Annotated in this window: 11 protein-coding genes; 3 read left to right on the top strand and 8 right to left on the bottom strand. The window is 72.0% G+C overall.

The features are described from left to right. Positions 1-877 precede the first annotated feature (877 nt). Genes ACFY3C_RS42315 through ACFY3C_RS42345 form a run of 7 tightly spaced genes read right to left on the bottom strand, consistent with a single transcriptional unit; the run spans position 878 to position 7,326 of the window. Positions 878-1,789: an NAD-dependent epimerase/dehydratase family protein gene (locus ACFY3C_RS42315; RefSeq protein WP_390774685.1), complete on the bottom strand. Its 912-nt coding sequence runs from the start codon at positions 1,787-1,789 to the stop codon at positions 878-880. Continuing rightward, positions 1,786-2,928, bottom strand: a complete 1,143-nt coding sequence (locus tag ACFY3C_RS42320; RefSeq protein WP_390774733.1) for a cytochrome P450 — start codon at positions 2,926-2,928, stop codon at positions 1,786-1,788. The genes ACFY3C_RS42315 and ACFY3C_RS42320 overlap by 4 nt, the downstream gene beginning before the upstream one ends. 2 nt (positions 2,929-2,930) lie before the next feature. Next, positions 2,931-3,626, bottom strand: coding sequence for a glycosyltransferase (locus tag ACFY3C_RS42325; RefSeq protein WP_390774686.1), 696 nt, complete (start codon positions 3,624-3,626; stop codon positions 2,931-2,933). Further along, complete coding sequence (locus ACFY3C_RS42330) at positions 3,623-5,101, bottom strand: class I adenylate-forming enzyme family protein (protein ID WP_390774687.1); 1,479 nt, start codon at positions 5,099-5,101, stop codon at positions 3,623-3,625. The genes ACFY3C_RS42325 and ACFY3C_RS42330 overlap by 4 nt, the downstream gene beginning before the upstream one ends. Continuing rightward, the gene (locus ACFY3C_RS42335) at positions 5,101-5,841 is read right to left on the bottom strand and encodes a glycosyltransferase family A protein (protein WP_390774688.1); all 741 of its coding nucleotides are present in this window, start codon (positions 5,839-5,841) and stop codon (positions 5,101-5,103) included. The genes ACFY3C_RS42330 and ACFY3C_RS42335 overlap by 1 nt, the downstream gene beginning before the upstream one ends. Then, complete coding sequence (locus ACFY3C_RS42340; protein WP_390774689.1) at positions 5,838-6,866, bottom strand: 3-oxoacyl-ACP synthase III family protein; 1,029 nt, start codon at positions 6,864-6,866, stop codon at positions 5,838-5,840. The genes ACFY3C_RS42335 and ACFY3C_RS42340 overlap by 4 nt, the downstream gene beginning before the upstream one ends. A 49-nt stretch (positions 6,867-6,915) precedes the next feature. Beyond that, a complete protein-coding gene (locus tag ACFY3C_RS42345) occupies positions 6,916-7,326 on the bottom strand; it encodes a hypothetical protein (protein ID WP_390774690.1) in 411 nt (136 codons plus the stop codon). A 1,152-nt stretch (positions 7,327-8,478) separates the two neighbouring features. On the opposite strand from ACFY3C_RS42345, the gene ACFY3C_RS42350 reads away from it, so the two are divergent. From ACFY3C_RS42350 to ACFY3C_RS42360, 3 genes are read left to right on the top strand one after another with little or no spacing between them, the layout of a single operon-like run. After that, a complete protein-coding gene (locus ACFY3C_RS42350) occupies positions 8,479-8,706 on the top strand; it encodes an alpha/beta hydrolase (RefSeq protein WP_390774734.1) in 228 nt (75 codons plus the stop codon). Between the two features lie 44 nt (positions 8,707-8,750). Continuing rightward, positions 8,751-9,896 carry a hypothetical protein gene (locus tag ACFY3C_RS42355; RefSeq protein WP_390774691.1) on the top strand — a complete coding sequence of 382 codons (1,146 nt, stop codon included), beginning with the start codon at positions 8,751-8,753 and terminating at the stop codon, positions 9,894-9,896. After that, positions 9,893-11,062, top strand: a complete 1,170-nt coding sequence (locus ACFY3C_RS42360; protein WP_390774692.1) for a hypothetical protein — start codon at positions 9,893-9,895, stop codon at positions 11,060-11,062. The genes ACFY3C_RS42355 and ACFY3C_RS42360 overlap by 4 nt, the downstream gene beginning before the upstream one ends. A gap of 1,475 nt (positions 11,063-12,537) precedes the next feature. Here the strand turns inward: ACFY3C_RS42360 and ACFY3C_RS42365 are convergent. Beyond that, positions 12,538-14,364 (bottom strand): alkaline phosphatase family protein, encoded by a 1,827-nt coding sequence (locus tag ACFY3C_RS42365; RefSeq protein WP_386581588.1) that lies wholly within the window; start codon positions 14,362-14,364, stop codon positions 12,538-12,540. Between the last annotated feature and the right edge of the window lie 60 nt (positions 14,365-14,424).

A 14,424-nucleotide genomic window follows, 5' to 3' on the forward strand; every position in this document is an offset into this window, starting at 1 on the left:
TGTTCGGCAGCATGTCGTGCCAGGCCGTGTGCTCGGCGGATCCCGCCTGGGTGCGAGTCGGCGGGGCGGCCGGCGTTGGCGAGGGTCAGGAGGCAACGTAGGTCACCCTGTGGATCCCGGCCACGGGCCCCGTCCTACTTGCGTGGGCGGAGAGCCGCGACACTGATCTTGCGGCTCGCGACGGGTGCGGCCCACACGGTGCTCTTCCGTGCCGTCCGCGCCGCAGGGGCCCTGTTGCCGCGGCCCGCGCGATGCAGCCCGACATCCGCGAAACCCGCTGGTCGACCGTCAGGGGGCTGCCCAACCGCGACGGAGACGGTGTATCCCGTAGGTCTGGCAGGGCTGGTCGCGGCCGTCATGGAGGGGCAGACGTCGGAGTGGCCTGTCCTGCTGCACTGATCCCCGGACCGTCGCACGTCGTGGCCGAGGGTTTGGGGTGGTCGAGGTGGAGAGCGGCATTGCGGTTGCTGCGCAGGCGTTGCCAGCGGCGACATGGGTGAGCGGGTGGCGCAGTCTGCCAGGGCGACGACGTGCCGGGCAGTGCCGACGCCACCCTGACGGGTGATCACCGACATGGGTGACCATCCGGAATACGGGGGTGACTTCGCTCGGTGAACCGTCACTGGGGGAGACATCGGGGGGCGTTGCGCCAGGTATGAAGAGGCTTCTTCGTCTGGGTGCGGCGCCGGCTCTAGCGCTTGCGGTTCCGAGTGACGTAGTCGGCCGGGGCGGCCGCGATGTGCGGGCGCAAGGCCGAGCCTTCAGAAACACGCACGAACACGGGGGCCGATGTGTTGTGAAGAAGCTTCTCAGCACGCGAGATCACCGGCACTCGCCGCCTTCGCTTCGGTCAGCCGTCCTGCCGAGTTGCAGCCGTTCACCTGCTCAGCAGGGAAGTCTCGTAGTCCTTGAGAGAACGGCCGGCCACCCATCCTTGAGACTCGGCCCTGGACACGTCCAGGACGACGGAGTACGCGAGTTGGTCGACGGCGTAGCGGGTGAGCGGCGGCTCCGCGTGCGGGCGCAGCCGGGCCAGCGCCTCAGCGGCGCCCGCCGCGGCCCGAGCCACCGGCAGGGGGATGTGGCCTATGCGCGCCCGTACGCCGTGGGCGCGCAGGACCGTCCGGATCGCCTCGTCCCGGTCGTACGGCGCCGGGTCGGCGATGTTGTACGCGCCCGGCGGCCAGCCGGCGGCCGACAGGCATGCGTCGGTGAGGTTCTCGACGGCCGTGAGGCTGAGGCGGACGCTGGGTCCCGGCAGCACGAGCAGCCCGCGGCGGACGCGGGACAGCAGCCGGGGCACCAGGTGCGGGTCCCCGGCGCCGTAGACCGCCCGCGGCCGCAGCACCACGGCGCCCGCAGCGAGCGCCAGCGCCTCGCCGGCGGCCTTGGTGCGGCCGTAGGCGTTCAGGTGCCCGAGCACCGGATGATGCTCGGTGATCCGGGAACGCCCGGGGCCGGGCGCGTAGACGCTGGCGCTGCTCACCCACACCACCGGCCGGCCGGCGGCCGCCTCGAGCAACCGGGCCGTGCCGTCGACGTTGACGGCATGCATGGCGGCCTCGGCCCGGGAGCCGGGCACCGGGTCGCCGACGGCAGCCGCGCAGTGCACGACGAGGTCGGCGCCGGACAGATCCGGCACCTCGCGCGCGGCGTCCCAGGGGACGTGTCGGCCGACCGGGCCGGGGCGTCGACCGGCGCACAGGACGTCGGCGCCGCGGGCGGCGGCCGTGGTGGCGACGTGCGAGCCGCAGAATCCGCTCGCCCCGGTGACGGCGATCGTTGTCATCGGTTCTCCGAGGATCGACGGGCGTCAGCCGCCCGGACGGTGAGGGAGCGCCAGCCCGGCAGGGCCGCGCCCCGGTCGACGCGTGCGCGCAGGACGGTGGGCCGGTGGGGGGCGAGCGCGGCGAGGGTGTCATCGAGCTGGGCGCGGGCCAGACGCGCGCCGGGACAGGCGTGGGTACCGGCGCCGAAGACGAGCTGGGCCACGGCGAGCGGAGCCGGGTGACGGGCGTCGGGCAGTCGGTCGTGGGCCCGCGCGGCGTGCCGTGCGACCAGGATCAGGCGGCCCCCGGTCCGTACCGGGCAACCGCCCAGCTCCGCGTCGGCCGCCGCCACGCGGGGCAGCAGCGGGGAGGGGGCGGTCACCCGCAGCAGTTCGCCCACCAGGGCCGGGCGTAGCCGGTCGTCGGCCGCCTGCTCCCACAGCCCCGCGTCGGCGCACCAGGCGGCGGCGCGCGGGAGGGCGGCGACGGTGGTGTTGACGGCGGCGACCGCGAGCATGGCCCGCAGGGCCGGCTCGGTCGCTTCGCCGGACGCCGGGGCGAGCAGCGCCTCCAGCCGCGCGGTCGCCGCGGCGGCCGCGCGTGCCGTGCACGGCGGCCGGGGGCCGGGCAGGTGGTCGCGTACGGCGGCGGCCGCTGCCTCGGCGGCGGCCGCGGCGATGTCTTCCGGGTCGCCGGTGGTGCGCAGCAGCGCGCGGACGGTGGCGCCGGCCAGTTCGCGGGCCAGTGGCACGAGGTCGACGTCGCGGCCCGCTCCGAGCGGGGCGAGGCGGCGGGTCAGGACGTCCAGCCACACCGGGCGCAGTCGCTCCACCCCGACCGCGCCGAGATCGTCGGCGACGGCGCGCCGGGTGGCGCGGTGTCCGGTGCCCTCCTGGTCGAACAGCGTGCCGCCCGAGGACAGTTCCCGGGCGGCGCCTCCGGTGGTGCCGGCGGCGGTGCGGTCCAGCGGGATACGGGTGAGGGCCTGCCGGTAGGGCTCGGTGCCGTGCACCAGCACCGCTCCGCCGATGCGGGTGACCGCACGGCGGCGGGTGGCGGCGAGGAGGGCGAACAGAACGGGGTGGGAGTGGGTGTACACGCGCCGGTCGCGGCGCCGGGCGGCTCGGAGGGCGGATGCGGCTGGGGCGGCGGGCACCATGGTCACCTGACGTGCACCTGCTTCGGGTCGGCGGGGCGGTAGCGGCGGTCCCAGCACCACAGCAGGGTGCGGCGGGCGCCCCAGGCCCGCAAGCGGCGCAAGCTGGTGTGCACCACCATCCGCTCGGCCCGTGCGATCCGGTCGCTGTGCTCGCGCGCCCGGTTGAGGAGGACGACGTCCTCGGGCGGTCCTTCCAGTGGGGTGCGGGGCGTGCCGCCGCAGCGCGGATAGATTGCGGCCGTGATGGCGAGGTTGTGGCCGTGGCACAGCACGTAGGGGGCACGGTAGCGCGGGTGCCGGTGCTCGGCGCGGTAACGCCCGTGCACCGCCGTGGCCTTGACGACCGCCGGGAGCAGATAGCGCTCGGTAGGTGAGGGCGGCTCGTCCCGGCGCGGAAGACTGCGGCCGCAGGCCATCTCCGCTCTGCGCGTGAACTCCCTGCGCGCCGCGGCGATCCAGTCGGCGGCGGGCAGGCAGTCGGCGTACGTGCGCACGAGCAGTGCGGCGCCGTGCGTGACGGCGGCGAAGCGGCGCACGACGGCGGCGGTCGCGTCGGTGGAGGCGTTGTCGACGACGGCGAGGGCGAAGCGGGTGTCGGTCTGGGCGGCGAGCGCGGCGAGGGTGGCCCCGATACCGGCCTCCTCGTTGTAGGCGGGCAGCACGGCCCACAGCGACAGCGCGCTGCCGGGCGCGGTCATCCTCGGCTCCGTTCGGCCAGGCGCCGGGCGGCGAGGCGCGCGGTGGCGGCGCGGTCGGGCTTCAGGGAGCGGCCGGACAGAGGGATGTCGGTGAGCATCACCTCGTCCGGCCGGGCGGCACCCATGCGCTCCAGCGGTCTGTCCAGAGCCGACCGCAGCGCGTCGCGGTCCGCCCGGGGGCTCGGTTGGACGACGGCGACCAGGTGCTCGTCGCCGTCGCCGGCCGGTACGCCCACGAGCAGGGCCAGTTCGACGCCCGGTATGTGCAGCGCCGGCTCGTACAGCCCTGGGTAGATGTTCTCCGCGTGCCGCAGGATCATGTCCTTGCGGCGGCCCTCCAGCACGATCCGGCCGCCGTCGAGGCGTGCCCGATCGCCGGTGGCGACCCACGGGTCCGGGTCCTCGCCCAGGTAACGGTCCCGGGCGGCGGGGCCCGACAGCAACAGCTCACCGGAGGCGTCGGTCTTGGCCGCCACTCCGGGAAGAGGCGCGCCGACCAGGTCCCCCTCGCCGGTGAAGGCGGCCTTGTCGGCCTGCTCGGCCGCCGCGGCCGGGAACAGCTCGGTCAGCGCGTAGACGCCCCACGCCTCATCGGCGCCCGCCCGCTTGACGCGGGTGAGCAGTTCGGCGCTCGCGGGAGCCGATCCGGTCCACACGCGCCCGCAGAAGTGGCCGCCCTCCGCCAGCAGCCGCCTGAGCTGCGGCGGCGTCAGATAGGTGGCCTGCGGGGCGAGACGGCGCAGTTGGCGGGACAGCACAGGCGCGGAACGGGCGGGCAGCGCGACCGGCGCCCCGCTCGCCAGCGAAGGTACGAGGACGAAAAAGGTGCCGCCGAGGACGGGCCGCCCGGCCTCGGGCCGGACCAGCTCGGCCACCGTGGCCATGCCGGCGGCGAGCGAGGAGCGGGTGTGGACCACCGCACGCGGTCGCGAGGTGGTGCCCGAGGTGAACACGATGACCGCGTCGCCGTCCTCGTCCACCGGGGGCGGCAGCGGTACGGACCGGAGGCCGGTGTCCAGGGTGGGGGCGCAGCCGGGCAGCCGCGGCCCGACCGTGGCCACCGGTCCCAGCTCGGCGAGGTCCGGCAGGGCCAGGCGGGCCCGGCGGGCGAGCGGCCGGGCCCATCCGGCGACTGCCTGGGCGGTGGCGTCGGCGAGGACGACGTCGGGACGGGCCAGGGCGAGCCGGGCGCGCAGTACGTCCGGCCCGGCGCCCGGGTCGAGCACCGCGGCCCGCGCGCCGAGCCGGTGCACGGCGAGCATCACGGCCAGGGCCCGAGGCCCGGGCCGTACGGCGACGCCGACGGTGCCGCCGCGAGTGACGCCTCGGGCGTGGAGGGCCGTGGCGTAGCGGTTGGCGAGGTCGGCCAGGTCCCCGTAGGTGGCCTTGGTGCGTACGGCCCCAGTCCGGGTCGTGCCGAGGACGGCGGACCGGTCGGGGTGGCGCCGCAGGGTGTGGGCGAGGGTGTCGAGCATCAGCGCGGGTCCTCCCCGTGACGGCCGGGGCCCTTGTCGAGGTACCAGCGGGCGGTGCCGACGAGGCCATAGGCGCTCAGCCGGCGCGTGGAGTTCTCCACGACCATGTCGTGGGCGCGGACGATGGCGGTGGTGCGGCGGCGCACCCGGTTCATGAAGAGCCGGTCGGTGGGGGAGGGGCGGCGCGGCATCCCGCCGACGGCCTCGTAGAGCGCCGCGGTGATGGCCATGTTGTTGCCGGCGTGCATCCGGTAGGGGGCGCGGTAGCCATGGCGGCGGTGGTGGGCCGGGCGTATCCGGCCGAAGAGAGCGGCGATGCGGACCAGCGCGCGGAAGGCGGCCCGCCCAAGCGGTCCGTGCTCGTCGCGGCGCGCGTCGATGCGTCCGCACACCAGGCCCGCGCCGTGCCGCAGAGCGTTGCGGGCGCCGGCGGTCCAGCCGGGGTGCGGTAGGCAGTCGGCGTCGGTGCGGGCCAGCAGCGTCGCGCCATGCTCGATCGCGTACCGGAAGCCGGTGTCCACGGCGCAGCCCACGCCCTTCTCCGGCTCGCTGAGGACGTGGACAGGGAAGGGCGCCCAGCGGGCGAAGTCGTAGGCGACCGCGGCGGTGCCGTCGCTGGAGGCGTTGTCCACGACGACGAGCGTGAAGTCACGGTCGCGCTGGCCCGCGAGCGCGTCCAGCGTGGCGCCGATCCGCGCGGCCTCCTGGTGCGCGGGCACCACCACCCACAGGGCGCTCATGCCTTCTCCCAGACCATCGTCATGATGCTCACGCCGCCGCCCAGACCCACGAACAGGACCCGGTCGCCGGGGCGCAGGTGCTCGTGGACGCGGTCGAGCTGCACGCCCAGGGTGGCGCTGGCCATGTTCCCGAGCTCGGGGACCGTGACGACGAGACGGTCCCGGGGGACGCCGGTGAGCTCCACGAACCGCTCCAGGTACGGCACGGTGACCTGGTGCACCAGGATGTGCCGGAAGTCGTCCCACGCCAGTCCGGTGCGCTGCCGCATCCGGTCGAGCACCGACGTGCCGACCTTCTCGAACACCTCGCGCAGCTCGCTGCCGTCACCGCGGAAGTACGTGTGCTCGTCCCCTCGAGGGTGGCGTGAACCGCCACCGAAGATGCCGCCGACCGACCAGTGTTCGGAGTGGGTCTCGGTGTCCACGTCGAGGATGCCGCCCCGGTTCACCGCCTCCAGGACGACCGCGGCTCCCGCGTCGCCGAAGGTGTAGCCGGCGAACCCGTCCCGGAGCTGGTTGGGGCCGGACGGGTCGTGCCGCACCGCGCGGCTCGGGGTCTCGCCGGTGACGACCAGGGCCCGGCGGGCGCGGCCGGCGAGGATCATCGCCCGCGCCGTGTCGATGCCGTTGACGAAGCTGTTGCACGCGTTGGTCACGTCCAGCGCGTGTGCCCGAGAACCGAGTGCGGCCTGGACGATGTGCGCGGTCGCCGGTTCGGCCACGTCCCGCGTGGCGGAGGCGAACACCAGCAGGTCCACGTCGTACGGGGTGAGCCCGGCCCGGTTCAGCGCGGTGCGGGCCGCCCGCACCGCGAGCGTCGAGGCGTACTCGTCCTCCGCGGCCACCCGGCGCGAGGCGATGCCGGTGGCCCGTTCGAGCATCCGTGCCGGCAGGGACAGCCCGGAGGCCGCGGCGATCCGCTCCTGCAACTGCCGGGACGTCACTTCGCGCGCCGGCAGGCTGGAAGCCACTGCGGTGATGCTCGCCCGGCGCACCGGGGCGGGAGCAGCGTGGTCTATGTGCATGGGCTGGACGCTACGAGCGAATCAGGACGGGCCGCCTGAGTGCTGGTACTCATCTGGAATAGGCGATCCGGTCGGCTCGGCCATTGCCTCTCTGCAGTAGCCGAACCCGCATCCATGCCGTGGTTGGCCTCGAGGCCGCCCGTTGGGGTGCTGCTGGGCAAGCTCGAAGGTGTATCTCGAAGGTGTATGTCGTACCGCCCACCAAACGAACGGGCTTGTTCTTCGGGCCCTTTGTCGCTTCCAGGATCAGATCCGCACGGTGTTCGTGATGGTCGAGCTTGCTGTCCTGCATGTCGTGGTGCCTGATGTCGACCAGCTGCGTCACCCCAGTGTGCTGCTGCATCATCTGCCACGCGGTGTAGAGCACGCTGGCCCAATCGTGCGGGGCCGGCTGGGGCTGATCCTCGAAGCATTCGCCGATCGGCAGCAGCGCCTCGTCGTGCCACTGGAAGGGTTCCACAGGTCGGTGTATCGGCGGGAGAACACGGCGTCGTGTGCCCGGGCCATGGCAGCCGTCACGGGCAAGCCGTCCGTCATTGCGACCGGAGCGTCGGCGGGCAGGTCCGGGATGTCGCCCGGCCGGGCGGAGTAGAAGGTGACCCATATCCCGCGCGTCGTTGCGGGGAGCCGGGCGGGCTCCCCGGATTCCCCACGGCCGAGCCTCGCGATGGGGTGGCCGGGTCCAAGGTGCTCCATCTGCTCCGAGGCCCACAGCGACCAGGAAGCCGCAACGATCGGTGTATGGAGCTTCATTTCGCGGCAGTCGGCAGCATCACCTTCTCGGAGTGATGGCCGATCGGATCAGCGGAGACGATCAAGCCGGAAGGACCGGGAAGCCGAGAGGCAGTGATTCTCTCCTTCGGAGGCGATCCGGCGGCCGACGCTACGGCCATGCCCGTGGCGTTCGATCCGAAGGAATAGGTGCGGGCCTGCTCCAGCCGCAGAGACAGGACAGACGGCTATGGCGAGCTCTTCCATGCAGAGGTCCGAGCGGGTGAGGCGTTCCTGCCGCTGCAGCCAGGTGGGAAGCGTGGCAGGCTGCGGCGCCGTCCAACGTGCTCCGTGCGCCTGCCTGGCAGTACCCGTGCTCTCGCTGCCCCGTGATTCCCGACTGCACCCCCATCAGCGCGGTCTCGCGTTGGAGCGGACTGAACAGGCAGGAGGCTCGTCGGGGCATGCCGTGGCGAATCCGGAGCGGAGGCGTACGACCCGGCCTCTCCGCGGATAGGCGGATAGACCGGGTCGGGGCGTGGGGCGTGACGCTGGTGGCCGTTCCGGACGGCAGGGTGTTCGGTCAGGACGCAGCCTTGGCGGCGCGGTGAGCACGGACCCGGCAGGCCGTCGAGCAGTAGCGGGCACGGCGACCGGGACCGGCACGCACCGGGAACGATCGCCCGCAGCCGGGCGCCTCGCAGAGGACTGCGTTACGCATTTCGTTACGAAGCTCCGAGACGCTTCCTGGACACCTGTTCGACTACGGTCGGCACCTGCCTCGACAGTGCGAGCCGCCGCTGCCGAGCGCGGTCGCAGAGGAGGCCCGAGTCGGAAGGCCAGCAGCAACTGGCAAGCCGAGTGGGCAGTGCCGCCGAGTACCTGTCTGCGGGGATGACGCCTGCCTGCGACTTTCAACGCTTCACGGCGTGTTGCCCCGGCGCCCCGGAGAGACCCCGTACGAGGGGGCCGCGCGCACGGCGGAACAACTGGGCGGCAAGACCACGGTGAAGCTGACGTACAGGGCCAGGATCACGGCGCGTACGACCACCCCAGCTGCGTTGCGCCCGCCGCGGACGACTACCTGCTGAACGGCAAGATCCCCATGGACGGGGCGGGCTGCTCCTGAGTGATGACGGGGGATACACTCCTGCGCCGGAGGGGGATCACGGGGTGAGTGAGATAGACGAGACGCCCGCGGAGCCTGGTTGGCCGCGCCGGGCGCTTCCGCACAGCAGGCGCGGCCGGTTGCTGCTGATATCCGCGCTGGTGCTCGTGCTTGCGGGTACCGGGCTCGGTACGTGGGCGGCGGACACGTGGCCGTGGCCGAAGGACCGCTACTGCTGGGGCGCCTGGGAAGAGGACAGCGGTCCGGACTTCCTCGGCGACGAGGCCTTCGGCGATGATGACGACGGGTCACGCACCAGCAGGGAGACGGCGCCTACCCGCGAGCGCCCGACCGGCAGTTGCGAGGTCTCCATCGCCAGCGACTACAAGAGCAGTTACGACGGCGACAAGGTCTCCACCGACCAACAGGTGAGCGTCGAGTACGGCCCGGTACCCAAGGCCGCGGAGGCCCGGCTCGCGATGGTCCAGGACGGTTTCCTGGGCGGTGACATGGTCCCGCTCCCGGACGGCCTGCCGGGCACGGTGAACGGGCGCGGTGGCCTGCTGGTGCTCCCGAAGTCCTGCGATGCGAAGGACGGCCGGCCGACCATCGTCACCATGCAGGCGTCCGGCACGTACGCCAGCGGCCCCTCGTACACCCAGAACGATCCGGCCGACCTGGGTGGCGCCCGGGAGGCGGCGGTGCTGCTCGTCGCGGCGGCCAACCGCGGGATGGCGGCGGCGGGTTGCGCGCCGGACGAGCCGCTGAGGGTCAGCTCGCCGCTCTACGACCTACCGGGCAGGAAGGAGCGCGTCTTCAGCGCCTCTGACGACGTCTGCGGCATCCGCGGCCTGCGCCTCGACACGGACGACATCGAGGACCAGATCGGCGCGGTCACCCAGGACCTGCAGACGTGCAGTGTCCGTGGCGATCGCGACGGTGTGTCGTACCTGGAGCTGGCGATGGTCGCGCAGCCCCGGCTGGCCGCGGTGTTCGACGGCATCGCGGGCGAGCGGCCCGCGGCCCGTGGCTGGCGCGGCACGGGCACCCTCGGCGAGAAGCACGCGATCGTACGGGCCGACTGCGCCGGCCGGCCCGTCACCTTCCTGATGGGCGCGTCCACCGACCCTGGCCACCTCGCCGTCTTCGCCAACGCGGCCGCGGCCCGCCTGGGCTGCGCCCCCATCGCCCCCAAGGGAGCCGGCCGGTGAGCAGCACTGCGGACGAGCCGAACCGATACGAGCAGCCCCTGCCCGCCGAGCGGGAACTGCTCAGCGAACGGCGCCTGCGCCGGTGGCACTGGCGCACGCTGCTGCGCGGCCGGGTCCGGCCGCTGCTGGCCGCGGGTCTCGCCGGGATGCTGCTCGGCGCCGGCGGCATGGCCTGGCAGACGCAGGCCGGGCCGTTCGCGCCGGACGAAGTGTGCTGGGGCGCCCTGTCCCGCGACGACCTCGCCGCAACGTTCCGCAAGCCGGAGGACGTCAAGGCGGTCGAGGCTCCCGTGCTGCACGGTGGACGATCCATGGACGGCCCCACCGGCAGTTGCCAGTTGACGAACAGCGACGGCGACGCATGGGCGCTCACCGCCCGGGTGCACCGGCTGGAAGACCGCAATGGCGACGACCGCAAGTGGGCCGACGAGTTCCTCTCCGCCCGTCTCACCCCGCTCGGCGGCGGCCTGCTGGGCATGGCCTCGGACAACCGCGCCTGGCTCGCCATCCCGGACGGCTGCCTGGGGCGCCCCGGCGACTTCGACGGGCCGACCGTCGTGGACATCGCCCAGGGCAGCTGGATCACCGACATGGAGCCGCGTACCGAGGAGCGGGACGGGATGGCCCGCATGGTCGTGAAGCTCGTCAACAAGGTCAGCGCGGACCTGGGCTGCACCGGCACGATCGCCGATCCGGTCGAACGCCTGCCGAAGGCCGCCCGCTACACCCGCACAGAGAAGCCGGACGCGCTCTGCGGCATCAAGGGGCTGACCCTGGGCAAGAAACGCAAGCCGGACCGGTACCCCATGATCAGCGACGGGCACGGCCCGGTGCACACCTGCGACCGGGACATCACCGGCTCGCAGCCGAAGCAGCGCCTGATGACCGTCGAGGACCCGAGGCTGGCCGGGATCTTCATGAGAATGGCGCTCCACGAGGGCGACCGGGTGCGCTCCGCAGCCGGCTACGGCGGCCTCAGCCCCAACCTCGGCATCTTCCAGGCCCGTTGCCAGGCGGGCGAGACGGTATTCGTCGTACAGGCCAACCGGGACGGGGCGAGCGCGGACGTGCGTACCCTCTTCCCCCGCTACGTCGAAGCCGAGGCCGCCCGCCTCGGCTGCGGCCCGCTGAAGCTGAAACTGCCACGGCCGGGCGAAGGTCGCTGACTCCCGCCCGGCCGCCGTGCCGTAAGTCGCCGCAGATCCTGTCGGCCAGGGCGAGGCGGTGGCGTGGGCGACGGCGCTTCACCGTGCAAGCCGTACCGCAGACCACACTGATTGCGCCACAACACCGCCGAGTAACACGCAATGAAACGTTGGAAGGCACACGCCTGCCGATTCGCGACCTTGTTTCGGCCGAAACAAGGTCACCCAACTTCGTTCGGGCGAACCGAAGTTGGGGGTCGGTACCTACGTAACGAACATGCCATACGTGCCTGAACAACCCGCTGATATGTGTCAGGCACCGACCACTTGGGCCACATGACAAACATGCCTGACGGTCAATCTGCACCCGAGACAACGCTGCCTGCGGTGCAACCTCGGCCGCTGGGTCGGCAGGCCCAAGGTCAAGGCGGCCGAGGGCGGGCTCGAGAGCCTGTGGGCTGTACCGGGCCCTCCGTACACACACGCGGCACTCATGGACACCCGTGCAGCGCTGAACCACGCCGCCGTGCAGGAACTGGACTACCGGTCCCCTGATGATGCGTTCCAGCACGTTGCGGACCTGGCCCACGCGGCGTTCGTCATCGCCGGGGAGCTGTCACGACCCCGCACCACCGGAAGCCGACGCCACCCCGGTGCGCCCGTTGACCCAGTCGCCCCAGGCGGGCCACAGCGCATCTTCTGCGTTGCCCAGACCCGCCGCCACCAGCTCTGGCCGCCGACCGTCTCGGTCCGGCCCAGCCGTCCACGGCCGCGTGTGCGTCCTCCCGCAGTGCGCCACTGGCAGACACCCCACCCGCCCATCAACCCCTGACCGGCACTCTCCCCAAGGCCTCCATACGCCGATCCTCCTGTCCCGTGACGGTGACCAGCTCACCCGTGAACGGGATTTCGGGCACCCACCCGGTCCACCCCTTGATGTAGCGGATGCGATTAAGGTGCCGCCGGTGGTCCAACAGGACCGCAAGCTCCCCGACGGGCCCGACGCTTCACCAGACGGCTTGGTGCCCCCGCATGGCATCAGCAGCGGGATGTCGCCACACGTTGTGTATCGCGGCATCGGAACCAGCAGCGAGGGGGCGGAGATTCATTGGTGGCAGTCGCCTCCGGGACTCCGGAGCCAAGCAGCCCGAAGAGCACTACCTTACCGGCCCTTACCCAGTCGAATTCCGGTGGCAATTCGTCCAGCGGCCGTGCCATGGGACATCCGGTGCCGAAATGTGCACCACGTGCCTGGCTGTATCGGGCCTGGCCGAGTCGGAGCAGGGCGCCGAAGACAACGCCTGCTGCCGCGGCCCAAGCCCACGAACCCCTGACCCCCGCGATGCTGGGGGCGGCACTCAACAGCGACTCAAGCGACCAAGGAAACGAACTTGTCTACCTGCCGTAGCAACTCCGGGAACCGGCCGACGGGCCTGTGACCACGGCACCTTGCCTCGACGTGGTGAGCAGTCCACGGCCGCCAGGGCCGCGCCCGGTCACCGGCGATGGAGTCCCAGGCGGTGGTGGTCATTGCGCCGGTATGCGGTGAACAGATCGGTGACGCGTGCGTCTCGGGCTCTGCTGCCGTCCGGAAGCCTCAGCGAGGGCAGTCCGTACCGGTGCTCGATGGTGGCCAGGATGGAGGTTGTGTCGTGCTGGGTGTGGTCGACGCCACTGTTCAGGCCTGGCGCGATCATGAGAGCCGGAACCCGGCTTCCGGGGCCGAAGACGTCGTGCGGTCCGCGGTTGCCCGGCGTACCCGGTGGCGGAACGTGGTCCCAGAAGCCGCCGTTCTCGTCGTACGTCACGATGATCATCGTGTGTTCGGCGTCCGGCCCGCTCTCCACCGCCTTGATGAGCTTGACCAGGTGGGCGCTGCCCTCGTACTCGCTGCCGCCGGGGTGCTCGTCGAACTCCTCCGGCTTGACGAAGCTGACCGCGGGAAGGCCGCCGGGGCGAGCGACGTCCTGGAGGAACTTCCTCTCGTCCGCGAGGTGCTCGGCCCGCGCGTCCGTCCCGTCGGCGTAGTTGGCGAAATAGCCGAGCGGCACATGGTGGACCGAGAAGTCGTCCGGCACGCAGTAGGGAAACTCCGCGCCCTCGCGCGCCGAGTTCGTGCAGGTGCCCGTGCTGGTGTGGGTGGGGCCCGCGGTCCAGCCGGGACCCAGCGGGTGTTGGGGATCCCGGCCGTTGTTGCCGACCGCGTTGTCCCAGCCGGCTGTGTACCAGGCCCAGGAGACGTGGTGCCCGGACAGCAGGTCTCCGATGTTGTCGCTGTACAGCAGCGGCAGCCGCTTGCCTTTCTCCCTGTGCGGCTTATAGGGCTGGGTGAACGGGTCGATGCTGTTGACCGCGTAGTCGCCGCACACCGTGCCTCGGGGCGCGGGCACCGCCCCGTCGAAGCTCGGGGCGCAGTGCCCCGAGGAGTCTGCGGCCACGGTGAGGCGCCCGTCGTGCAGCTGGCCGCCCGGTGAGGCGTAGTAGGGCAGATCCTTCGGGCTGTCGCCGTCCGGCATTCCATTGACGTCCACGGTCGAGTGCAGGTCGCAATTCTCCGTACCGGTCTTGCAAGCCGCATCCGACGTCTTGCCACTGTCATCGGCGTCGGCGAAGATCGGCGTCTGCGCCGCCACCAGCCACTGGTGGTTGAGGAAGGAGCCGCCGAACGCGGCCTGGAAGAAGTTGTCGAAGACCACGTACGGCGGGGCGTCATTGCCGTGCAGGTAGGTGTAGATCGGCAACTGCTTCGTGTCGTAGAAGCCCATGGTCAGACCCGCGGACGCGTTGGCGACGACGAAGCGGTCCTGTCGGCCGCCGTGGATCTGGTACTGGTGCTGGTAGAAGCGATGTGTCAGGTCCTTTGTGCAGCCGCCGGGCTCTCCCGTGCCGTTGGGCCGACCGCCGGGGCACGTTGTGGCGTCGTGCGGGACGTAGTCGTCGATCTGCCAAGGACGATTGGGGAACCCGCTCTTGACCCAACGCCACTCGTGCTTGCTGCCCTGCTTCGCCGGATGTCCGGTATCCGTGCAGGTGGTCGGCACCGGTGACGGCGAGGTGAGGTTGGGGTCCGTCTGGAACAGGCAGTGCAGCGGCCTGCCGTCCTGGCCCACTTGGACCGTGTGAGCCGGTGTGGCGCTGGACAAGCCCCTCACGCGTTCGCCGCCGACCTCGCCCCAGTTGCCGTAGACGTGATCGAAGCTGCGGTTCTCCTGGTAGAAGACCACGATGTGGTCGATCCTGCTGGCCGGGTCGCTGTCGGCGGGCAGAGCGGCCGTGGCGGGCGCCGCCAAACCCGCCAGACCCACCGCCGTCACGAGCAGCACAGAGGCACGGTGCACCAACGGTCCCAACTCCTGTCGAAGAGATCCCCGTGCACGATGACA

The organism is Streptomyces sp. NPDC001410, from assembly GCF_042895235.1.
Taxonomy (GTDB): Bacteria; Actinomycetota; Actinomycetes; order Streptomycetales; family Streptomycetaceae; genus Streptomyces.